Raw genomic sequence first — 21,947 nt, forward strand, 5'->3', positions numbered from 1 at the left:
GCGCTGCGCACCGACGACCCGCTGCGCAGCGCCCGCCAGTTCTGTGCGTGGGCGCACAGTCGGATCCGTTACGTTCCCGGCAGTACGGACGTGACGACGACCGCGGCCCAGGCGCTGGCCCGGGGTGCCGGGGTCTGTCAGGACCAGGCCCACGTGATGCTGGCCCTGTGCCGAGCGGCAGGGCTGGCGGCCCGATACGTCTCCGGTCATCTCGTCGGCGACGGGCCGTCCCACGCCTGGGTCGAGGTGATCGTTCCCGACCGGGCGCCGGGCCTGTCGGGCCGCTCGGGTGAACCGGGTGGGTCGGTTGGGCCAGGCACAGCCGGCCTGCCGGGTGCCGTCGCCGTCGCCTTCGACCCGTGCCACGACCGGGAGGCCGATCTGCGCTACGTCACCGTCGCCGTCGGACGGGACTACGCCGACGTCGCGCCGACCTCGGGGTGCTACACGGGTGCCGGTCGGGGCTCGCTGCACACGACCCAGCGGGTGAAGGTGCTCGACGTCCATCTCCCCGGGCCGGCCCCGGCGCGGTGACCGCCGCGTGCTCTCCGGTGGGTCGACGCCGCCGACCTGGAAATCACAATCTGCATCTATGTGAAAACAGATAGTGACTATCGGCCACGGGTGAGACCGCGCGCCACGCGGGGCGAGTAGCCACTCTTTGTGGTAGAGCGATTACGGAATAGGGTGGCACGGGTCGGCAATGACCTCTTGACAACTTTCTGTAATCAGTTCGGTCGACATGCGCGTTCTTCGCGGATCCCACTGTCCCGGGTGGCCGACACACGGGGGAGGAGGGCGGGCGGGTGTTGCTCGTCGACGCCACCGCCGTCGCCGCGGGTCTCGGCGCGGCCCTGAGCTGCGGCTGGGCTGGCCGCCGGCTGGGCCGGCCGGCCGGCTACTGGATGCGGTGGCTTTCGTTCGCGCTGTCCTGCTGGACGCTCGGCCAGGCGGCGTGGCTCGCGCGGCGCTGGGAGCAGCCGGTCGATGGCCGCCGTGGGATCGCCCAGGTCGGCTACCTGGCGGACGCCGGGCATCTCGCGATGTCGGTGCTGGCACTCGCGGCTCTGGCCAGCGTGCCGGCGCAGCGAGCCGGCCGGCGTCGAGGCCCGTCGTGGTCGCGTTCCGGCTACCTGGCCCGGGTTCGCACGTGGCTGCGGGCGCAGCCACCCGCGTCGCCGACCGCCACCCGCGGCACAGCCGCGCCAGCCGGCGGCGGTGACGGGGCCGTCGGGAGCGGTGGCAGCAGGTTGTGGCCGGTGCCGGTGGGTGGTTGGGGCCGGCCCGGTGCCGCGGTGCTGGCGGGCCAGCCCGCCACGGTTGCCCTGGATGAGCTGATCGTGGCTGGTTCCCTGTTTCTGCTCACCTGGTCGGGGTTGCTGACCGGCCTGCCTGTGGACGCCGCCGGGGCCACCCGCGGCGTCGACTCTGATCTTCTGCCGGTCGCGTACCCGGTGGCGATCCTTGCGCTGGCCCTGACGGTCGTGCACGTCGCCTGCTACCGGCGGCCGGCCGATCGGCCGGCGGTGGTCACCGCGGGTGCGGGACTGCTCGTCCTGGCGTTGGCCGGCCTGGGGTGCGCCCGGACCACCAGCGCGGCGCTGTCCGTTCCCGGCCTGGCCGCCGAGGGCACAGGTCGCCGTACTGGTGCCTGGTGGACGTCGCCGGGACCGGCCGGTGGGGTACTGGTACTGGGCACGACGGCCGTGCTGGGTGCCCTGCTCGTCATGGCGGCGGCGCTGCGGGTGGGCCGGCCGGGCGGGTCGGATGATGCCTTCCGGGGTGCCGCGGTGCCGGTTGATGCCGTCCCAGGCGGTGCGGTGCGGGGCGATGCGGTGCGGGGCGATGCGGCGCAGCGGGACACCGGCCAGGGTGAGCCCGGCCAGGGTGACGGTGGTCGGGGAGATGCCGAGCAGGCTCGAGTGGCCTGGGTTCGGCTGGCGGTGCCCTACCTGGCCGCCGCGGCGGTGGCGGCGCTGGTGCTGGGACGGTCGCGCACGGGAAACGTCCTGGACCCGGTCGAGGGTGTCGTCGTGGCGATCCTGGTCGCGGCGGTCGTCGTGCGCCAGATGCTCACCGCACGGACCAACGAGCGGCTGATCTCGGTGCTCGTCGAGGCCGAGCGGGAGGTGCGGCACTGGATCTCCCACGATCCGCTGACCGAGCTGGCCAGTCGGGAGCTGTTCCGCGAGCGGCTGACCACTGCGCTCGCCACCAGCCGGCGTGACGGCAGTGACGTGGCCGTCGTGTACTGCGATCTGGACGACTTCCGGGTGATCAACGACAGTCTCGGGCATGCGGCTGGCGACCATCTGCTGCGTGCGGTTGGGCAGCGACTGCGCCACTGCGTGCGTACCGCGGACACGGTCGCCCGGCTTGGCTCCGACGAGTTCGCCGTGCTGCTCGACGGCGGCCGGGAGCTGCCCGAGCAGGTCGCCGAGCGGATCCTGACGGCGCTGCGCCAACCGGTGGCGGTCGGCGGCCACCAGTGGCCGGTACACGCGAGTGTGGGCCTGGTCGTCGCCGGACGGACCCAGGAGACGACCGAGGTCCTGTTGCGCCGCGCCGCCATGGCGCTGCACGCGGCCAAGCAGACGGGTCGCAACCGGCTGGTGGTCTACCGCCCGGGGCTCGGCATGACGCCGCAGGCGCAGCTCGTCGCCGGCACCCACCTGGCCGATGCCCTGGCCACGGCGCTGTGCCGGGGCGGCTGGTCGGCCGGGTTCGCCGTCCACTACCAGCCGATCGTGCGGCTGTGCGACCATCGGCCGGTCGCGTTGGAGGCCCTCGCCCGGTGGACGGCCCCCGGCCGGGGGCCGGTGCCGCCCGGTACGTTCGTCGCCGCGGCCGAGAACAGCGGGATCGTCGGCACCCTCGACGACATGATCATGGGCCTTGCCTGTAGCGAGATCGCGCTGGCGTTTCCCGACTCCAGCCTGCGGCTGCATGTCAACGTCTCGGCGAGCCGGGTGGCGGACATGACCCTGCTCGACAGCGTGGTGCGGGCGTTGGCCAGCAGCCGGTTCGACCCGGCCCGCCTCGTCGTCGAGATCACCGAGACCAGCCGGCTGACGGATCTACGCGGCGCGCGCGAGGTGCTCGACGAGGTGCGCGCGCTCGGCGTGGCCGTCGCGCTCGACGACGTGGGCGCCGGCCACAGCACCCTGGCCGCCCTGCACCTGCTGCCCGTTGACGTCGTCAAGCTCGACCGGACCCTGGTGGAAGCGCCTCGGGACGGCGGACGGGTCGCGGCGCTGCGCCGGTCGATGATCAGTCTGGCGCACGCGCTCGGGGCGGTGGTCGTGGCCGAAGGGATCGAGCGGGAGGCGCAGCTCGCCGAGCTCACCGAACTCGGCTGCGAACTCGGCCAGGGATACCTGTTCGCCCGCCCCGGACCCCTGCCGATCGCGCTGGTCGGGCGCGGGGATCTGCCGCCCGCCGTCGACTGTCCCGCCGTCGACTGTCCCGCCGTCGACTATCCCGCCGCCGACTGTCCCGCCGTAGACGGACCGACGCCCGGTGGGCGCACCGCCGGCGGACCGACCGTCGACGGACCGACCGTCGACGACGCCACGGGCTGAGCTCGTGGGTGCGGCGCGGCCGGCTGGTCCAGCGCGACGGCGGTGTGTGGGCCCACGCCGAGCCGTAGGGCTTCGGCCAGGTCGGCGATCGTGTCCACATCGCGGCGCAGACCGCGCACCGCGGCGCCGAGCACCGTGGTGAGATCGACTGCACCCGAACGGCGGTGGTCGGCGTTACTGTCCGGTCCGAACCGGGGGGCCAGGTCGATGCCGGGCATCGTGGTGAGCAGGACCGTCCCGGAACCCGCCGTGTCGGCGAGCACGGCCCGGTCGTGAGCGGCGGCGGCGGTGAGGGCCCGGTACAGTTCGGCGGGCCGCAGGGCCGGCAGGTCCGCGGACATGGCCGCCACCGGTCGGTCGGGCCAGTGCCGGCGGGCCTGCCGGGCGCCGTGGCGCAGGGCCGGGTTGAGACCCTGGTCGGGCAGGTCCGCGACGATCAACAGTCGGGTGTCGAGAGCGGTCCCCGGTGCCCGGGTGAGCGTCTCGCCCACCGTCCGGTCGTTGCTGACGACCACGACGGCGCCGACGTGCCCGGAGGGGTTGGCCAGCACCGCCGTCACCGTGTCCAGGGCCATCGCGAGGGCCAGCCGGCGACGGTCCGGTCGTTGCAGGCGGGACTTCGCCCGGTCCAGGTTCTTCAGCGGAAGCAGAACCGTCCAGGGCGCCTCGCCGCGGGGGAGCGACACGAAGGTGACCCTAGGCCATGAGTCGGGCGGGCGTTGCGCGCGATGGTGGCGGAGGTTGCGTCTACGGTCGATGGCGAAGGGACGCGCCAGGACGCCGATCTCCCCGAGGAGCAGTCATCGCCGAACCGATCAACACCGACACCGACAGCGGTGCCGACGCCGGCCGCCTGCGGGCGGGGGTGGAGCACGTCCGACGCGCGGCGGTGCTGACCGCCGGGTCCTGGGGGACCGTGTTCGCCAAGGTGCTGGCGGATGCCGGGGCCCGGGTCGATCTCGTCGCCCGTGACGGTGAGGTCGTGCGGGCCATCAACGACCACCACGTCAACCCGCGCTACCTGCCCGCGGTCGGGCTGCCGGACCGTGTGCACGCGAGCACCGATCCCGGACCGGCGCTCGCGGCGGCGCGCCTGGTGGTGCTGGCGGTGCCGGCGCAGGTGCTGCGCCCGGCGCTGGCCCGCTGGGCGCCACTGGCCGCGCCCGACGCGATCTACGTCAGTCTGATGAAGGGTATCGAGGCGGGCAGCACGCTGCGGATGAGCCAGGTGATCGCCGAGGTCGCCCAGGTGCCGCCGGAGCGGGTCGCGGTGGTCAGCGGCCCGAACCTGGCCCACGAGATCGCCGCCGAGCATCCCGCGGCCACCGTGGTGGCCAGCACGTCCGCGCGGACCGCCCAGCTTGTCCAGGCCGCCTGCTGGACGCCGTACTTCCGGCCGTACACCAGCGCCGACGTGACCGGCTGCGAGCTGGGTGGCGCGGTGAAGAACGTGATCGCCCTGGCCGCGGGCATGCTCGCGGGCATGGGTTTCGGGACGAACAGCGAGGCGTCCCTGATCACCCGGGGGCTGGCCGAGACCCAGCGACTGGGCGTCGCGCTCGGCGCGCATCCGATGACGTTCGCGGGCCTGGCCGGCCTCGGCGACCTGGTGGCCACCTGCGGGTCGACGCTGTCGCGTAACCGGACCTTCGGGGAGAAACTCGGCCGCGGGCTGACGCTGCGCCAGGTCGAGGCCGAGCAGCGACAGATCGCCGAGGGAGTGCGCTCCTGCCGGCCGTTGCTCGCGTTGGCCGACCAGCACGGCGTGGTCATGCCGATCGCCCGGCAGGTCGAGCGGGTGCTGTACGAGGGGCTTCCGCCGTTGGAGGCGGTCAAGGAGCTGATGAGCCGCGAACCGGGCCCCGAATACCGCCCGTCAGCCTGACGCGTCGGTCAGCCTGATGCCACCGGGGCCGCATGGGGTGCGGGCGCCGGGTCGGTCTCGACCAGGGCGCCGATCGAACGCAGCTTGCCGACCGGGTCCTCGTAGCCGCGCTCGAGGAACCGGGTGCCGCGGATGACGCTCGTCCCGTCCGCGATCAGGGCGGCGAGCACGTAGGCGAAGCCGGCCCGCAGATCGGGAATCGTCAGGTCGACGCCGCGCAGCGGGGTCGGGCCGCTGACGACCGCGGAGTGCTCGAAGTCGCGCGCGGCGAACCGACAGGACTTGCCGCCCAGGCACAGCGTCGACAGGGCGATGTCCGCCCCCATCTCGGCGAGCTGCCGGGTGTAGCCGAACCGGTCCTCGTAGATCGTCTCGTGGATGACCGAGGCCCCGCGGGCCTGGGTGAGCAGCACGACCAGTGGCTGCTGCCAGTCGGTCATGAACCCGGGGTGCACGTCGGTCTGTACATGGGCGGCCTCCAGCGGGCGGGCCCGGAAGAAGGTCAGCCCGCGCGGGGTCACCTCGAACTCGCCGCCGAGCCGGCGCAGGTGGTTCAGGAAGGTCATCAGGTGTTCCTGGCGGGCACCGACCACCTCGATCCGGCCGTCGGTGGCCACGGCGGCGGCGGCGAACGAGGCGACCTCGATCCGGTCGTGGATCGGCGCGTGGGTCGCCCCACGCAGGCGGTCGACCCCCTGCACCACGATCGTCCGGTCGGCCTCGACGTCGACCAGCGCGCCCATCTGCTGCAGGAACAGGATGAGGTCGACGACCTCCGGCTCGACCGCGGCATTCGAGATCACCGTGGTTCCCTGCGCACGGACCGCGGCGAGCAGCAGGTTCTCCGTCGCCCCGACGCTGGGGAAGGGCAGTGCAACGTGCGTGCCGCGCAGGCCCAGGGTCTTGACCTGGACGGAGCGGACCTGTTCGACGATCTCCGCGCCCATCGCCCGGAGCCCGGCGAGGTGGAAGTCCACCGGCCGCTTGCCGATCCGGCACCCGCCGGGCAGCGGGATCACCGCCTCACCGACGCGGTGCAGCAGTGGGCCCATCATCAGGATCGGGATGCGGTTCACCCCCGAGTAGGCCTCGGACAGCGACGCGTCCGCGATCCGTTCGGTGGCCAGGCGCACGGTGTGGTCATCCAGCCACTCCACCCGGGTACCGAGCTCGGCCAGCATCCCGAGCACGACGTCCACCTCGGCGATCCGGGGCACCCGGGTGAGGGTGCACGGCTGCGGGGTGAGCAGGGTGGCCACCATCAGCTTGGTCACCGAGTTCTTGGCGCCGGACGCCTCGACCGTGCCGTGCAACGGCACGCCGCCGCGGATGCGGTACCACCGGTGGTCCGTGCTACCCGGCGTGGTCGCTGCGGTGCTGGGAGCCCCCACGGGCTACCTCCCCTGGCGAGGGTGCGGATGCGTCAGGTCACTTGTGGCGGGGCGATTGAACCAGAGCCCGCCGACGGACGCCCCGGCCGCCCCGGTGCCCGGAGAGGCATGACTACCTGCGGTGACGATAGCCGTGATCGACCGGGCCGATGCCGGCACCCAGCGGGAAACCGGCCGCGAGCGCCCCGCTGACGTACTCCTTGGCGGCCTGGGCGGCCTCGGCCGGCGGGTCACCGTGCGCCAGCCGCGCGGCGATGGCTGAGGCGAGGGTACAGCCGGTACCGTGAGTATGACGACGGTCATAGCGGGGGCCGCGCAGTTCGACCCGCTGTGATCCGTCGGTGAGCAGGTCGACGGCATCGCCGGCCAGGTGCCCACCCTTGACGAGCACCCAGCGGGGGCCGAGGGCGAGCACCGCCTCGGCGGCCCGCGGCAGATCGGCGACGTCCCGGACGGTGATCCCGGTGAGCAGCCGGACCTCGTCCACGTTCGGGGTGACGATCGTGGCCCGTGGCAGCAGCCGGTGGCGCACGACGTCGACCGCGTCCGGCGCGAGCAGGGGATCCCCGTGCTTCGACACGCCCACCGGGTCCACCACCACCGGTGCGGCCACACGGTCCAGTTCGTCGGCGACCAGCTCGACGAGCGCGGCGGACGACAACATCCCGGTTTTGACCGCGTCGACGCCGATATCGTCGACGACGGCGCGGATCTGCCCGCGGACGGCTTCCACCGGCAGATCCCACACGCCATGAACCCCCAGGGAGTTCTGGGCGGTCACCGCCACGATCGCGCTCATTCCGTGCACGCCGAACGCGAGCATGGTCTTCAGGTCGGCCTGGATTCCGGCGCCGCCGCCCGAGTCCGAACCGGCGATCGTCAGCACCCGCGGCGGTGCCACGGCCACCCCGATCGGGTCGCCGGTCGGCGCGTTCACCGCACCCTCGAGAACATCAGGCATCCCGCCGATCTTTTACTGTCGGTAGCTGCGGTGGTGGTCGTCATCACAATCGGGTACGAGAAGGGGTGGCCGGGCCGCAGGATTGTCGGCTGGACGAGGGTGGCGTGGCAGCCCATGTGCGCTGGTGGACCGAGTGGGCGAAATTCCTCGGTCGCGGAACCTCTCATCCGGCCCGTTTGCCTGTTACCTTCTGTCGGCCCGTAGTTCTGCAGGGCGGGCTGTCGACGTCCGACGAGGGAGCGTCTGTGGTCCACGCATACATCCTTATCCAGACCGAGGTCGGCAAGTCCGCGTCGGTTGCCAAGGAGATCGAGCAGATCCCCGGGGTCACCCAGGCGGAGGACGTGACCGGTCCGTACGACGTCATCGTGCGGGCCGAAGCTCCTACGGTGGACGACCTCGGGAAAATGGTGATGTCGAGGGTGCAGTCGGTTGACGGCATCACCCGCACGCTCACCTGCCCGGTCGTCCACTTCTGAGCATCGTCGCGCGCCGTCCGGCACCATCGCGGGCCGGCCGGTCCGGTCCGCCGGGTCGGGCCGGCCGGCGGTGGCGACCGTGGTCTCCGGTGCGGCCGCGGTCGTCATGGCTACCGGGTGCCGCGCCGGTGCGGTTGCGGGCCGGGGCGGTGGCCGGCGTCGTGGTCGCCCTGCTGGGTGCGGCCTGTGGCGGTCCCGGCCCGGTTCGGCTGACGAACGTTCCGGAACCGGCGGCCTCGCTGCGGGCGGCCTGCGTGGCGCTCGTACAGGCGTTGCCGTCCTCCCTGGGTCGGCACCTGGATCGACGCACCCTGAGCCCGCCAGCGCCCACCGCGGCTGCCTACGGTCGCGGTCCGGCGGTGCTCACCTGCGGTGCGGCCGGGGTGTCGGCGAGCTACCGACCGGACGCGACGCTGTCGTTCGTCGACGACGTCGGCTGGTTCAGCGAGAAGATCGGTGCCGGCCTGCGGTTCTCGACGCCGACCCGGTCTCCCCAGGTGGTGCTGAACCTGCCCGCGGCCACCCTCGATGACGTCCAGCCCTTCGACGTGCTGGTGACGGTCGGCCCGGCGGTGCGCGCCCACAGCCGGGCCACGACCGCCTGAGCCGCCCGCGCCGTCGTCCTCAGCGCAGGCCGGCACCGGCGCCCAGGGCCAGGCGGACCAGCCGGTCGACCAGCGTCGCGAAGTCCAGGCCGCTGGCCGCCCACATGCGGGGGAACATCGACGTCGGGGTGAAACCGGGCATCGTGTTCACCTCGTTCACCACGACCCGGTCATCGGGGGTGAGGAACACGTCGACACGGGCGAGCCCCGCGCAGTCCAGCGCCGCGAAGGCTCGGACCGCCACGGACTGGACCTGCGCCAGGACGCTCGACGAGAGCGCGGCGGGAACGTCGAACCGGGTGCCGTCGGTCACGTACTTCGCGTCGAAGTCGTAGAAACCGGCCGAGGAGTCGACGGTGATCTCGGCGGGCAGGCTTGCCTGCGCACCCGGTTCCTCGAGGCGCCCGAGCACACCGCACTCGATCTCCCGGCCGACGACGGCCGCCTCGACGAGCACCTTGGGATCGTGGGTGCGGGCCGTCTTGACCGCGGTGTCGAGATCCGCCCAGGCGTCGACCCGGCTGATGCCGATACTCGAGCCGCCCCGCGCCGGTTTGACGAACACCGGCAGGCCCAGACGCTCCCGGTCGGCGTCGGCGAGGTGCTCGCCGGCGCGCAGCACCGCATATCGCCCGATCGGCAGGCCCGCCGCCGCGAGCTGCGCCTTCATGTGTTCCTTGTCCATGGCCGCGGCGCTGGCGAACACCCCGGAGCCGACATAGGGCACTCCGGCCATCTCCAGCAGGCCCTGCACCGTCCCGTCCTCCCCGAACGGGCCATGCAGAACGGGAAAGACCACGTCGATGTCGGCGAGTTCGCCCAGCGGTGCATCGGCGGGATCATGCAGGATGAGCCGGCGGGTGGTCGGGTCAACGACGAAGACCACCTGCCGACCGGCCGCGGCGCGCACCACGGGCAGCTGATCGCTGGTTGCCCGCAGGACGTCGGCATCAGCCGGCAGCACGATCCAACGACCGTCCGGGTCGATGCCGATCGGCACCACGTCGTAGACGGACGGGTCAAGCGCACGCAGCACACCACCGGCCGACACGCAGGAGATCGCGTGCTCGGTGCTGCGGCCGCCGAACAGAAGGGCGATGCGGATCCGGGCCCGGGTTCCTGGCATGCCGGGACCCTAACGGATCGGAGTACCCGCCCGGGCGGCCATCCGGGCGAAGACCCCGGCTACCTCAGCGGCACACCTCAGCCGCGGGTGACCTTGCCGGCCTTGATGCAGGAGGTGCAGACGTTCATCCGGCGACGGGTGCCGCCGACGATGCCCCGGACCGTCTGGATGTTCGGGTTCCAGCGACGGCGAGTGCGTCGGTGGGAGTGGGAGACCGACATACCGAAGCCCGGCCCCTTGCCGCAGACGTCGCACACCGAAGACACGAGAAACACTCCGTCGAAATAGTCGCAGCCCCGGTGTGGAGCTCCGGGACATCGGGCGGTCGGAACCGCGATCGTACTCATCCCAGGCGCCTGACGGCAGGATCGGGAGAACGCGCACAGCGGAAACCGATCCGAGCCTACCTCAGGCGCCCAGCTCCCGGCCGACGCGATCCCGGCCGGGGTGGCCGAGCCGGAGCGGACCTGGTCGGTCGTGGTCCCGGGGCGGGCGATCGGGGCGTTGCCGGCAGGCATCCGGGAGATCTGTCGGTCCCGCAGTGCAGTATCGGAGGTGTGGTCGACCTTGACACTCCGTTGAAGACACTGCTGGGTGCCCGCGCTGCCACCCTGCTGGCGGATGGCCTCGAGCTGCACTCGGTGGGTGACCTGCTGGATCACCTTCCGCGCCGCTATCACGAGCGGGGCGAGCTCACCGATCTCGCCGATCTGGTCGTCGGCGAGTCGGCCACCGTGGCGGCGCGGGTGGAGAAAATGGAGCGCCGGCCGATGCGGTCCGGCCGCCGGTCGATGCTGCGGGTCACCGTGACCGACGGGCGCCAGCTGCTCACGTTGACCTTCTTCAACCAGACCTGGCGTGAACGTGATCTTCGTCCCGGGGTGACCGCCCTGTTCGCGGGCAAGGTCGAGGAGTTCCGCGGTCGCATCCAGCTCACCAATCCCGAGGTACACCTGCTCGAGGCGGACCAGGCCGAGGACGACCCGGGTGCTGCGGGCGGCGCCGGTCGCGCCGGCGGGGTGGAGCAGGCCGGTGACCTGGGTGACGGGGTCGGCGTGGCGTTCGCGAACGCGCTCGTGCCGATCTACCCGGCCGCGGCGAAGGTGCCGAGCTGGACGGTGGCCCGATGCGTGCGCCTGGCGCTGGACTCGCTCGAACCCGTGGCCGATCCGCTGCCGGCCGAGCTGCGTGCACGTCGTCACCTGCCGGAACTTCTGCAGGCCTACCGAAAGGTGCACCTACCGGCGAGTCGGGCCGACGTCCAGCTCGGGCGCACCCGGCTGAGCTGGGACGAGGCGCTCGTCCTGCAGGTCGCACTGGCCCGGCGGCGTCGCGAGGTGGAGGCGCTGGCGACGGTGTCCCGGTCCGGCCGGCCGGACGGGCTGCTGGCCGCCTTCGACGCCAGCCTGCCCTTCGCGTTGACCGGCGGGCAACGCGAAGTCGGCGCGGCCATCACCGCGGATCTGGCCCGGCCGGTGCCGATGCACCGCCTGCTGCAGGGTGAGGTGGGCTCGGGCAAGACGGTGGTGGCGCTGCGGGCGATGCTCGCCGTCATCGACTCGGGTGGGCAGGCGGTGTTGTTGGCGCCGACCGAGACGCTGGCCGCCCAGCACGAGCGCAGCCTGCGCGAGATGCTCGGCCCACTGGCTCGCGCCGGTGAGCTTGACGGCGCCGAGCAGGCCACCCGGGTCACCCTCGTCACCGGGTCCCTCGGCGCACGGGCACGTCGTGAGGCTCTCGCCGCGATCGCGGACGGGTCGGCTGGTCTGGTCGTCGGCACCCACGCCCTGTTGCAGCAGGACGTGCAGTTCGCCGATCTCGGCCTGGTCATCGTGGACGAGCAGCACCGCTTCGGCGTCGAGCAGCGCGATGCGCTGCGGGCCCGCGGTCGCCGCCCGCCGCACCTGCTCGTCATGACCGCGACGCCGATCCCGCGGACGGTCGCGATGACGGTCTTCGGTGACCTCGAGGTATCGGAGCTCACCGAGCTGCCCAGCGGTCGCTCACCGGTGGCGACCTTTGTCGTCCCGGCTCTGGTGCGTTCCTGGGCCGACCGGATGTGGGGACGCATCCGCGACGAGGTGGCCGCCGGCCGGCAGGCTTATGTGGTGTGCCCCCGCATCGGTGACGCCGGTCCCGAGGATGGCGTGGACCCCGAGGAGCGGCCCACCGCGACCGTCACCGAGGTGCTCCCACAGCTTGTCGGGGGGGAGCTTGCCGGTCTTCGGGTGGAGTGCCTGCACGGCCGGCTGCCCTCCGCGCAGCGGGAGACGGTGATGAACCGGTTCGCGGCCGGTGAGGTGGACGTCCTGGTTGCGACCACGGTCATCGAGGTGGGGGTGAACGTGCCGAACGCGACGGTGATGGTGGTGCTGGATGCCGACCGCTTCGGGGTCTCCCAACTGCACCAGCTGCGCGGGCGGGTCGGTCGTGGTGAGGCCGCCGGCTGGTGCCTGCTGTACACGGCGGCCGACCAGGACACCCCGGCGTGGCAGCGGCTCAGCGCGGTGGCCGCCACCACCGATGGTGCACAACTCGCCCGCCTGGACCTGGAGCAGCGCCGGGAAGGAGATGTGCTCGGCGCCGCGCAGTCCGGTGGCCGGCGGTCCCTGCGGCTGCTGGCCCTGCTCCGGGACGAGAAGCTGATCCGGGAGGCTCGGACCGAGGCGGTCCGCCTGGTTGACGCCGATCCGGCCCTGGCCGGCCAGCCGGCCCTGCGCCGGCTGCTTGCGACCGTGCTCGACGAGGAGAGCGCGGCTTTCCTGGAGAAGGGATGACAACGTCCCGATGACCCGGATCATCGGCGGCATGGCCGGCGGTCGGCAGATTCTTGTGCCGCCTGGAAAGTCGACCCGGCCGACATCCGACCGAGCCCGCGAAGGTCTGTTCAACACGCTCGCGACGTTTGTCGATCTCGCGCGGGCCCGGGTGGCTGACCTTTATGCGGGTTCGGGCGCGGTCGGTCTCGAGGCGCTGTCCCGGGGAGCGTCGCACGCGCTGCTGGTCGACCGGGATCCGGGCGCGATCCGGATCTTGCGTCGCAACGTCGAGACTTTGGGTCTTTGTGGCGCCGAGATCTGCCAGGCTCCGGTGTCACGTGTGGTGCAGAACACTCCGGGGAAGCCTTACGACGTGGTATTTCTCGATCCGCCGTATGCGCTGGGCGATCCCGAGCTGGGTGAGGTGCTGCAGCGACTACGAGACGGTGCCTGGCTGGCCGCGGACGGTGTCTGCGTCGTCGAACGGTCGCATCGCTCGGCTCCGGTGGTCTGGCCGGATGGGCTGAGTGCGGCGCGGGAACGCAGGTACGGAGAGGGTGTTCTCTGGTACGGTACTCGATCATGAGAAGGGCAGTCTGTCCCGGTTCATTTGATCCGATCACCAACGGCCATCTCGACATCGTCGTCCGGGCCAGCCGGCTCTTCGACGAAGTCGTCGTCGCAGTGCTGATCAACAAGAACAAGGCCACTCTGTTCACCGTAGAAGAGCGGATGGATCTCATCCGTGAAGCGCTGAGCGAGCATCCCTCCGCGCCGAACAATGTGACTGTGGACACGGCTCATGGACTTGTCGTCGATTTCTGCCGGTCCCGGGGCATCCAGTCGATAGTCAAGGGTCTGCGGGCGGTCAGCGACTTTGACTACGAGCTGCAGATGGCGCAGATGAACAATTCTCTGGCCGGTGTCGAGACGCTTTTCATGAGCACTAATCCGCAATATGCATTTCTGTCGTCCAGCCTGGTGAAGGAAGTCGCCCGCTACGGTGGCGATGTCTCGGGTCTCGTCCCGGACGTCGTACTCAAGCAGCTGCGGGATCGCGCGTAGCGATCTGGCCACACCGGATCACGCTGGTCCCGGGTCGTCGCGCCACCCGTGGTCGCCGGGTGGCGCGATCGGATAGGGTGGGGATAGTCGTCGTCTGGCTGGGGCCGGGATGTGTCCGGCGGCCCTCCTGCTGGCCAGATGTCTGCTGTCAGATGTCTGCTGGTCTGGAGGGTCGTTGCCGTCCGGCCCGTTGCCGGTCTGCGCCGTACGACCCCCATCCATCCGACCCTGCACCCATGCCGAACCCACTCCGGTGGGCTTCCCGAGCCGGACCTAGACGTGAACGCGACTGCCGCCATGAGTGGATCCCACCCCCGCCGCCGGACCCCCCGGGGCCCGCTTGTGCTTGACACCAGGGACCTGGGCCGGCGGCCTGGCTCCATGCAACGCGTCCAGGCGCGGGTGGAGCTGCCGGCGGGTCTGGGCACCGAAATGATCTGGATCGCCCCGGGAGCGCCGGCCGACCTGGACCTGCGTCTGGAGTCGGTCATCGAGGGTGTGCTGGTCAGTGGAACGGTGGTCGCACCGCTGACCGGAGAGTGTGCGCGCTGCCTCGAACCGCTGTCGGACAGCGTGACGGTCGAGCTCCGCGAGCTGTTCTACTACGCTGATCGTGCCACGGAGGCGGGTGAGGACGACGACGAGCGGGTGCTCGTCGACGACCGGGCCGACCTCGAGCCCGTGGTGCGTGACGCCCTCGTGATCGACCTGCCGCTGTCTCCGGTCTGTCGGCCGGACTGCGCGGGCCTGTGCGTCGACTGCGGCGTCCGGCTGGACGACGTGGGGCCCGACCACACGCACGACCGCGCCGACCCGCGGTGGGCAGCGCTGTCCGCACTGGCGGACGACGGGTCGACCGAGCCCGATCCCGCCCGGGGCACTCCCGGGCGGGCAACCGGCCGCGGTGACGACGTTCGACCCTGACACGCTCGCCATCCCGGCGAGATCGTCACACCTGGTGAAGTACGAAGGAGAGGGCACAGTGGCCGTCCCGAAGCGGCGCACGTCGCGCAGCAACACCCGTTCCCGTCGTTCGCAGTGGAAGGCCAAGGTGCCGACACTGGCGAAGTGCTCCCGCGGGCACACGATCCGGCCGCACACGGTGTGCACCACCTGCGGTCGGTACAACGATCGTCAGGTGCTGGACGTCTGACGGTCGGAGTGATCCGTATCGCCCTTGATCTGCTGGGCGAGGGGCGGCCGGTCGCCGGTCTCCTCGAGGCTCTGCCGATCGCTCTGGACGCCGACCCGCGTCTGACACTGATCCTGGTGACCGGCGTGGACGGCGTGGCGGGCGATCTTGCCCGGCTCGGAATCATTCCGGGAGCCCGGGTGCAGGTGCGTTCCGCCGCCCGGAGCGTGCCGCCGGGCCCCGAGGCCGTACACGTCGTGCGCGCCCGGCGGGACTGCGGCGTGCGCGTCGCAGCCAGGCTGGTGCGCGACGGGCACGCCGATGCCCTGGTGTCGGTCGCGCCGGCCGAGGCGGTCGTGGCCGCGGCCCAGTTCACGCATGGGCTGCTGCCGGGGGCGACCCGGGCGGTGCTGGCGACCGATCTCGGTGGTACGCAGACCGGTGCAAAGGTCCGCAGCGGGGGTGTTACCCTGTGCGACGCGGGGGCGGCGCCAGCTGCGACGTCCGACGAACTGGTCCAGGCTGCGCTGCTCGCCGCCGTCCATGCGCAGGTTCGGGGCACGATCGGCCGACCCAGGGTCGGGCTGCTGTCCCCCGGCCCTGCGCTGGTCGATCCGTCGTCCGACGCCGTGGGTGCACTGCTGCGCGAGCTGGACGTGGATTTCGCCGGGCTGTGGACGGCAGATCGGGCGCTGGCCGCCGCCGGGCTGGTGGGGCGGGCGGACCGCCGCACCAGCAGCGGGACCGACCCGGCCGGGGCGCCCCGAGACGTGTCCGCGGCGGCCGAACACCGGCTCGACGTTCTCGTCACCGAGGGACGTACCGGCGCTGTGCTTGTGTCGGCTGTCCGGGCCCTGTGGCCCGGACAGCCGAGTTCCCGCCGGGACTCCCATGGGGGACCGCCGGGGGAGATGGACGAAGACCGTGACGTGCTGGGAGGAACGATCGTGCTGGGGGTCGACGCAGTCGCGACCCAGGCCGGTCGGCCCGGAGGAGGATCCGTGGATGCGGCTGGCAGCGCACTGGTGACGGCGGTTCGGACCGCGTCGCTTGCGGTGCGCGGTGACCTGGTCGACCGGACCCGGGCCGCGATGGCGGCGCTGGTCTCGCGGCGTCGCGCCCTGGCCGGGATGCTCGGATGAGCCGCCACCTGCCGCCGCAGCCGCCGCGCATCGCCCTGATCGAGGTGCTGGACGCGGCGATCGATCCCGAGCTGTTGGACCGCGCGCTGACCCATCGGTCCTACGCCTACGAAAAGGGCGGCCTGCCGACCAACGAGCGGCTGGAGTTCCTCGGTGATGCCGTTCTCGGCCTGGTGGTCACCACGGCCCTGTTCGTGCGTCACCCCGACCTGGCCGAGGGGCAGCTGGCCAAACAGCGTGCGTCGGTGGTGAACATGCGCGCGCTCGCGGACGTCGCCCGCACGATCGGTCCCACCGGCCTCGGGCCGTATCTGCTGCTCGGCCGGGGTGAGGAGACCACGGGCGGCCGGGACAAGGCGAGCATCCTCGCCGACACCCTGGAGGCGATCATCGGCGCCGTCTATCTGTCCGGCGGGCTCGATGTCGCCTCCCGCTTCGTCCACCGCCTGTTCGACCCGCTGCTGGACGAGGCCGCCGGCCGCGGCGCCGGTCTTGACTGGAAGACCTCTCTGCAGGAGCAGACTGCCCTGCTCTCGCTCGGTCCACCGGAGTACGTCGTCGACCAGGACGGTCCCGATCATGCGAAGCGGTTCACCGCCTACGCGCGGATCGCGGGCGAATCGCTGGGTGAGGGCGAGGGCGGCAGTAAGAAGGAGGCGGAGCAGCGGGCCGCCGCAGCCGCCTTCGCCGTGCTGGAAAGCCGGGTGGCCGACGCTGCGTCGGCGGCCGAGGCGGCCGAGGCGGCCGAGGCGGCCGAGACGGCCGAGACCGCGGTGGCGGCGCAGGCCGGCGTGACCAGCTCCAGCGGTGCCGGTCCGGCCGGTCATCACGATCGCAATCCGGGTTCCGGTGACCCGTCCGGTAGCTGATCGCCTGGGTGGTGGACCGTGCCCGAGCTGCCCGAGGTAGAGGTCGTTCGGCGTGGGTTGGAGCGTGGCGTCGTCGGTCGGGTGATCGCCGCCGTGGACGTCCACCACCCGCGCGCCGTTCGCCGCCACGGCCCCGGTGCCGCCGATTTCCAGGCCAGGCTGGTGGGTCAGCGGATCGTGGCCGCCCGTCGGCGGGGCAAGTTCCTCTGGTTGGCACTGCAGGCACCGCCCGTGGTGCCACCATCGCTGATACCGCAGGCCTCGCTGCTGCCGGACGGGCAGGATGCCCTGGTCGCGCATCTGGGCATGAGCGGCCAGTTGCTGGTCGTGCCCTCCGGCAGTCCGGACCAGACCCATCTGCGGGTCCGGTTCACCTTCGCCGACGATGGCCGTGAACTGCGTTTCGTCGATCAGCGGACCTTCGGCGGGCTCGCGGTGGCCGCGGGCGGCGCTCAGCTGCCCGCGCAGGTCGCGCACATCGCTGTCGACCCCCTTGACCCGGCGTTCGAGCTCGAGCCGGTCATCCGACGCCTGCGCGCTCGACGCACCGGCCTGAAGCGGGCACTGCTCGATCAGACGCTGGTCAGCGGAATCGGGAACATCTACGCGGACGAGGCGCTGTGGGCCGCGCAGCTGCACTACGCCCGCCCGACCGAGACGATGACCCGGACACAGGCGCACCGCGTGCTGGGGGCGGCCGCCACGGTGATGTCGGCCGCGCTGGACGCGGGGGGTACCTCCTTTGATCGGCTGTACGTGTCCACCGAGGGTGTCAGCGGTCTGTTCGAGCGATCGCTGCAGGTCTACGGACGAGCGGGCCGGCCGTGCGCGCGCTGCGGGGACACGATCCGCCGGGACGCCTTCATGAACCGTTCCAGCTACACCTGCCCGACCTGCCAGCCCCCGCCCCGTCGTCCGCGGTGGTAGCATTCGACCACACGTTCGAATGCCTCCTGGTTGTGGGATCGGCGGGGTGGTCGGGCGTGATCCACGCGGCAGCGGTGAGAGCCCGCCCGGCGCGTGGTGTTCCTCGTCGCCTCGTCCGGGGCCGAGCGGTGGGTCACCCCCGCTCGGTGAGGCATCGTCCAGGGTGCCGGGCCGTGCTGTGGCCGCCCGGCCCGAAAGTGCTGGAGGCGCCATGAATCCGGATGCGCTGCTCGGTCGCGTGCGCAAGCTGCTGGCGATGGCGGAGGCCGAGGGCCTCGCCGAGGCCGCCAGGGAGGCGTACAACGTCAAGGCGGCGGAGCTCATCGCCCAGTACGGGATCGATCGAGCGCTCGTCGAGGAGGCGGCGCCGCGGCGGGTGGGCGCGGCCGATCTGGTGGTGGTCCTCGAGTCGCCGTACGCCCGTGACAAGGTCACGTTGCTGGCGAGTGTGGCGGCGCCGATGGGCTGCCGGCTGGTGCATCGCGAGTCCCGCCGTGGCGAGGGGATCGAGCACTCCGCCCATCTGTTCGGGATGGCTGCGGACATCCAGCGCGTGCAGCTGTTGTTCACGTCGCTGTTGGTGCAACAGGCGCATGGGCTGGCGGTGGAGCGTCCGCCGCGCCAGGAGAATCCCCGGGCGTTCCGGCGCTCGTGGATGGCGGGTTTCGCGCTGGCCGTCGCCCGGCGCCTCGGCGCTGCGGAGCAGGCGGCGCGGGAACGAGCCCAGGCCCGGGTGCATCGAGAGGCGGAGCCGAACGGTCCGTCGGTGGCGGTGGTCCTCGCCGATCGAAGCCGTCGGGTGGAGCAGCATCTTGCCTCGGTCTATCCGCGGTTGCGTACGCCGCGGGCCCGTGCGCTCTCCGGTAGCGGAGGCGCCGCCGGGTATCGGGCCGGCGAGCGAGCCGATCTTGGATGTGCCAATCGGGTGACGGGCAGAGTCACACCCGCGATCGGCTCGCGGAGGTAGCGGTCGAAAGGTGGCGGCTCAGGCCTTGCCACCGGGCAGGTTGGGAACAGCAGTCTGGGTCGGGCCAGCGGTCCGCGGCGGAGCGTAACCAGGGCCGATGATTTTTTCCTGGTTGTCAACCGGCGCTGGCGTGACATGGCGGTCGCCGTTCGCGCTCGGGCTGGGTACGGGGAGGGCGCCGCCATCCTGGTGAAAGTTCTGCCCGCAGCCGGTGAGGGCAAGCACGGCGGTGGCCAGAGCGATCAGCAGTGCGGAGGCGGATCTACGGTGCGCGCGCGACCGTACGCGCACCGGGTCCGCAGGCCGCCGTGGCGCGCTCGGCCGGCCTGCCGCGTCTGAGAAAAATGAGGTGTCCACGATGGCCAGTACCCTACCTCGCTGATGACTGAGGAACGCCTGACGCCTGCGGGCGGTGGCCCAACGGTGGTCCGCTTCACTGCCCGCGTATGCGGTCGCGTGCAGGGGGTTGGATTTCGCGACTATGTGCGTACTCGTGCCCGCAGACTGGGCTTGGTCGGTTCCGCCACGAATGTGGCCGATGGCACGGTCGAGGTGATTGTCGAAGGTGCGGTCGCCGAGTGTCAGCAGCTGGCCCGTCTGCTGGTCACCGGCCATACTCCGGGGCGGACTGATCGCGTTGAACTTCTGTGGCAGAGCGCACAGGGTAATCTGGTCGCCTTTCGCCGCACGTGACGGCTTGTGGACGCTGTGGTGGCCACCTTGTCGCCCGCGCGACGACCGGGATTTGCGTGTTCATCGGATCAGTCGGGTGGGCATGTGGCATGCTCTTGACTTTCGACCCTCCGGCGTGGGACTCTAGAGCCATTGTTGGGGGCGCACTTTGATCTTTTCGGGTCTGGTGTTGTCCAACGCCCACTAGGTCACTCATCGTGGAGGACCATCACTATGGCGAAGGCCCTTTTCGGCCACGTCGGATCCGGCAACGATCTGCGCCTCTCGTATGAGGTGCGCCGGCTTCGTGCCCGGGTTGCGGAGCTCGAGGCGGAACTCGCTCGAGTACGCGACGTCAACGAGGCTCTGGTTGGTGGTGTCGACGTACCGGAAGATGTCCGGGCGCTCGACGCGGAGCCGGCCTACAGCTGATCCGGCGGGGGGCCGATTACCGGGAGCGGTCTCCCGGCGGCTCCCGTTAGGTGCAACCTACCGTCGATTTCCTTTTTTGGTGAACCATTATCTCGGCGTTTCTCACTCTATGCGTTTACCTAGTTTCCTGGTGTAACCGATGATGGTGTGAGCGTCGAGCTTGTGATCTCGAGTTGCGGTCCCGTGCGCAGCTGTGCGCGGATGGATCACAAGACCAGGACCGCCTGTATGTGGGTGCGAGGGCCGAGTCCGTCGGTGTAGGGGTATTGGCGGAGTGTGGTGTTCCGACTGCGCTCCGCTGCTCGCTAGGATGGTGGCGTCCTGGTCGGCTGCTCAGAGCGTTCTGTCGCCAGTCCGACGCGCCCTCCCCACCTCTGCTCCGGAGTCCGGTGCATCTCAAGAGCCTTACCCTACGGGGCTTCAAGTCCTTCGCCAGCTCCACCGCCCTGCATCTCGAGCCGGGAATCACCTGTGTGGTCGGGCCGAACGGCTCCGGTAAGAGCAACGTCGTCGATGCCATCGCCTGGGTGCTGGGCGAACAGGGTGCCAAGGCACTGCGCGGTGGTGCCATGTCGGACGTCATCTTTGCGGGTACCCCCGCCCGCCCGGCTCTCGGCCGGGCCGAGGTACTTCTGACGATCGACAATTCCGATGGCGCTCTGCCCATCGAGTACACCGAGGTCACGGTCGGTCGTCTGCTGTTCCGTAGCGGTGAGAGCGAATACACGATCAACGGCACGGCCTGCCGGTTGCTCGACATCCAGGAGCTCATGAGCGATTCCGGAATCGGGCGTGAGCTGCATGTGATCGTGGGTCAGGGTCAGCTGGATGCCGTGTTGCAGGCCCGACCGGAGGATCGTCGGGCCTTCATCGAGGAGGCCGCCGGCGTCCTGAAACACCGCAAGCGCAAGGAAAAGGCACTCCGCAAGCTCGAGGCCATGGCGGCGAACCTCACGCGGCTCACCGACCTGTCCGCCGAGCTACGTCGCCAGCTCGGCCCGCTCGGCCGGCAGGCGGAGATCGCCCGCAAGGCCGGCGTGATCCAGGCCGCCCTGCGGGACGCGCGACTGCGGCTGCTCGCTGACGAGCTGAGCGCCGCCCGGTCCAACCTTTCCGTCGACGCCGCCGACGAGGACACCCTGCGTCGCCGGCTCGCCGAGACGCAGGCCCTGCACCAGGCGGCCGTCACCCGCGAGGAGCAGCTCCAGGTGGCGTTGGCCGCTGCCGTGCCGCAGGCGGCAGCCGCGCAGGAGACCTGGTACGCGATGGCCTCCCTGCGAGAACGGCTGCTGGGTACCCGATCGCTGGCGACCGAGCGGGCCCGGCTGCTGCGCACCGGCGCCGAGGAGCTGGCTGGCCGGCGCGACCCGGAGGAGCTCGAGCAGGAGGCCACCGCGGTCCGGGAGCAGGAGATGGTCCTGACCGAACGGCTGGAGCTGGATCGCGAGCGCCTCGAGGAGGTGGTCACCCGGCGCGCCGAGCTGGAGACCACCCTCGCGCACGAGGAGCGAGAACTGATCGCCGCCGCCCGGGCCGCGTCGTCGCGCCGGGAGGAGACGGCTCGGCTGGCCGGTCAGGTCGAGGCGGCCAGATCACGAGCCACCGGCGCCGAAAACGAGATCGCGCAGGCGACCGAGGCGGTGCGGTCCGCCCAGGAACGCGACGCCGAGACCGCCCGGTCCCACACCGACCTCGAGGCCGAGCTCGAGCAGATGGACGGCGCCCGCGACGAGCTGGCCGAGGCGCATAGCGCCGCCGTCGCGGTGCACACATCGGCCACGGAGCGGCTCGAGGCGCTGCGGGCCGAGGAACGATCCGCCGAACGGGACCGGGCCTCCTGGTCCGCCCGCCGGGACGCGCTGCGGCTGTCGCTGGCCCCTGCGGAGCAATCGCGTGGCAGAGATCAAGCACCCGGGCCAACGGAGCATGCCGGGCGATCACGCCATGACAGACC

23 protein-coding genes are annotated in these 21,947 nt (G+C 71.4%); 17 read left to right on the forward strand and 6 right to left on the reverse strand.

Translation table 11 applies throughout. From position 1 onward, the window contains the following. Positions 1-534: transglutaminase family protein (locus ND747_RS26815; RefSeq protein WP_251737050.1), on the forward strand; the 534-nt coding region annotated here is incomplete at its 5' end. 272 nt (positions 535-806) lie between these two features. Continuing rightward, positions 807-3,581 carry an EAL domain-containing protein gene (locus ND747_RS26820; protein WP_251737051.1) on the forward strand — a complete coding sequence of 925 codons (2,775 nt, stop codon included), beginning with the start codon at positions 807-809 and terminating at the stop codon, positions 3,579-3,581. On the opposite strand, the gene cofC is transcribed toward ND747_RS26820, so the two are convergent. Further along, entirely contained in the window at positions 3,476-4,267 is a 792-nt protein-coding gene (gene cofC / locus ND747_RS26825) for a 2-phospho-L-lactate guanylyltransferase (protein WP_251737052.1), read from the reverse strand. The two genes, ND747_RS26820 and cofC, sit on opposite strands and share 106 nt — an antisense overlap. A gap of 203 nt (positions 4,268-4,470) precedes the next feature. On the opposite strand from cofC, the gene ND747_RS26830 reads away from it, so the two are divergent. Then, on the forward strand, positions 4,471-5,466 hold the full coding sequence (locus tag ND747_RS26830; protein ID WP_251737069.1) for an NAD(P)H-dependent glycerol-3-phosphate dehydrogenase: 996 nt from the start codon (positions 4,471-4,473) through the stop codon (positions 5,464-5,466). Between the two features lie 8 nt (positions 5,467-5,474). On the opposite strand, the gene murA is transcribed toward ND747_RS26830, so the two are convergent. Next, complete coding sequence (gene murA / locus ND747_RS26835; RefSeq protein WP_251737053.1) at positions 5,475-6,857, reverse strand: UDP-N-acetylglucosamine 1-carboxyvinyltransferase; 1,383 nt, start codon at positions 6,855-6,857, stop codon at positions 5,475-5,477. 112 nt (positions 6,858-6,969) lie between these two features. Next, entirely contained in the window at positions 6,970-7,818 is an 849-nt protein-coding gene (thiD, locus tag ND747_RS26840) for a bifunctional hydroxymethylpyrimidine kinase/phosphomethylpyrimidine kinase (RefSeq protein WP_251737054.1), read from the reverse strand. A 245-nt stretch (positions 7,819-8,063) separates the two neighbouring features. On the opposite strand from thiD, the gene ND747_RS26845 reads away from it, so the two are divergent. Both ND747_RS26845 and ND747_RS26850 read left to right on the forward strand, forming a co-directional pair. Next, positions 8,064-8,297: an Lrp/AsnC family transcriptional regulator gene (locus ND747_RS26845; RefSeq protein ID WP_009742309.1), complete on the forward strand. Its 234-nt coding sequence runs from the start codon at positions 8,064-8,066 to the stop codon at positions 8,295-8,297. 89 nt (positions 8,298-8,386) lie between these two features. After that, a complete protein-coding gene (locus ND747_RS26850) occupies positions 8,387-8,902 on the forward strand; it encodes a DUF3515 family protein (protein WP_251737055.1) in 516 nt (171 codons plus the stop codon). A gap of 19 nt (positions 8,903-8,921) precedes the next feature. Here the strand turns inward: ND747_RS26850 and ND747_RS26855 are convergent, their stop codons facing one another. Both ND747_RS26855 and rpmB read right to left on the reverse strand, forming a co-directional pair. After that, positions 8,922-10,028, reverse strand: a complete 1,107-nt coding sequence (locus ND747_RS26855) for a D-alanine--D-alanine ligase family protein (RefSeq protein ID WP_251737056.1) — start codon at positions 10,026-10,028, stop codon at positions 8,922-8,924. Between the two features lie 77 nt (positions 10,029-10,105). Beyond that, the gene (gene rpmB, locus ND747_RS26860) at positions 10,106-10,294 is read right to left on the reverse strand and encodes a 50S ribosomal protein L28 (protein ID WP_163547068.1); all 189 of its coding nucleotides are present in this window, start codon (positions 10,292-10,294) and stop codon (positions 10,106-10,108) included. 291 nt (positions 10,295-10,585) lie between these two features. Between rpmB and recG the strand changes: the two genes are divergently transcribed. From recG to ND747_RS26905, 9 genes are all read left to right on the forward strand, one after another. Beyond that, a complete protein-coding gene (gene recG / locus ND747_RS26865) occupies positions 10,586-12,805 on the forward strand; it encodes an ATP-dependent DNA helicase RecG (RefSeq protein ID WP_251737057.1) in 2,220 nt (739 codons plus the stop codon). A 10-nt stretch (positions 12,806-12,815) separates the two neighbouring features. Continuing rightward, positions 12,816-13,373, forward strand: coding sequence for a 16S rRNA (guanine(966)-N(2))-methyltransferase RsmD (gene rsmD / locus ND747_RS26870; RefSeq protein WP_251737058.1), 558 nt, complete (start codon positions 12,816-12,818; stop codon positions 13,371-13,373). Continuing rightward, complete coding sequence (gene coaD / locus ND747_RS26875; RefSeq protein WP_251737059.1) at positions 13,370-13,852, forward strand: pantetheine-phosphate adenylyltransferase; 483 nt, start codon at positions 13,370-13,372, stop codon at positions 13,850-13,852. Before rsmD ends, coaD begins: the two co-directional genes overlap by 4 nt. A 297-nt stretch (positions 13,853-14,149) precedes the next feature. Next, on the forward strand, positions 14,150-14,776 hold the full coding sequence (locus ND747_RS26880) for a DUF177 domain-containing protein (RefSeq protein WP_251737060.1): 627 nt from the start codon (positions 14,150-14,152) through the stop codon (positions 14,774-14,776). A 58-nt stretch (positions 14,777-14,834) separates the two neighbouring features. Beyond that, entirely contained in the window at positions 14,835-15,005 is a 171-nt protein-coding gene (rpmF, locus tag ND747_RS26885) for a 50S ribosomal protein L32 (protein WP_251737061.1), read from the forward strand. Between the two features lie 8 nt (positions 15,006-15,013). Further along, positions 15,014-16,126 (forward strand): phosphate starvation-inducible protein PhoH, encoded by a 1,113-nt coding sequence (locus ND747_RS26890; RefSeq protein WP_251737062.1) that lies wholly within the window; start codon positions 15,014-15,016, stop codon positions 16,124-16,126. Continuing rightward, positions 16,123-16,995 (forward strand): ribonuclease III, encoded by an 873-nt coding sequence (rnc, locus tag ND747_RS26895; RefSeq protein ID WP_251737063.1) that lies wholly within the window; start codon positions 16,123-16,125, stop codon positions 16,993-16,995. Before ND747_RS26890 ends, rnc begins: the two co-directional genes overlap by 4 nt. 18 nt (positions 16,996-17,013) lie before the next feature. Beyond that, positions 17,014-17,922, forward strand: a complete 909-nt coding sequence (gene mutM, locus ND747_RS26900) for a bifunctional DNA-formamidopyrimidine glycosylase/DNA-(apurinic or apyrimidinic site) lyase (protein ID WP_251737064.1) — start codon at positions 17,014-17,016, stop codon at positions 17,920-17,922. A gap of 211 nt (positions 17,923-18,133) precedes the next feature. Continuing rightward, complete coding sequence (locus ND747_RS26905) at positions 18,134-18,889, forward strand: DUF2786 domain-containing protein (RefSeq protein ID WP_251737065.1); 756 nt, start codon at positions 18,134-18,136, stop codon at positions 18,887-18,889. An 18-nt stretch (positions 18,890-18,907) separates the two neighbouring features. On the opposite strand, the gene ND747_RS26910 is transcribed toward ND747_RS26905, so the two are convergent. After that, positions 18,908-19,180: a hypothetical protein gene (locus ND747_RS26910; protein WP_251737066.1), complete on the reverse strand. Its 273-nt coding sequence runs from the start codon at positions 19,178-19,180 to the stop codon at positions 18,908-18,910. A 90-nt stretch (positions 19,181-19,270) separates the two neighbouring features. Between ND747_RS26910 and ND747_RS26915 the strand changes: the two genes are divergently transcribed. From ND747_RS26915 to ND747_RS26925, 3 genes are all read left to right on the forward strand, one after another. Beyond that, entirely contained in the window at positions 19,271-19,582 is a 312-nt protein-coding gene (locus ND747_RS26915) for an acylphosphatase (RefSeq protein WP_251737067.1), read from the forward strand. Between the two features lie 213 nt (positions 19,583-19,795). After that, positions 19,796-19,993 (forward strand): hypothetical protein, encoded by a 198-nt coding sequence (locus ND747_RS26920; RefSeq protein WP_163547050.1) that lies wholly within the window; start codon positions 19,796-19,798, stop codon positions 19,991-19,993. Between the two features lie 389 nt (positions 19,994-20,382). Beyond that, positions 20,383-21,947, forward strand: a 1,565-nt coding sequence (locus ND747_RS26925) for a chromosome segregation SMC family protein (protein ID WP_251737068.1), incomplete at its 3' end; no start/stop codon positions are given.

Source organism: Frankia sp. R82 (assembly GCF_023716925.1).
In the GTDB taxonomy this organism is placed as follows: Bacteria; Actinomycetota; Actinomycetes; order Frankiales; family Frankiaceae; genus Frankia.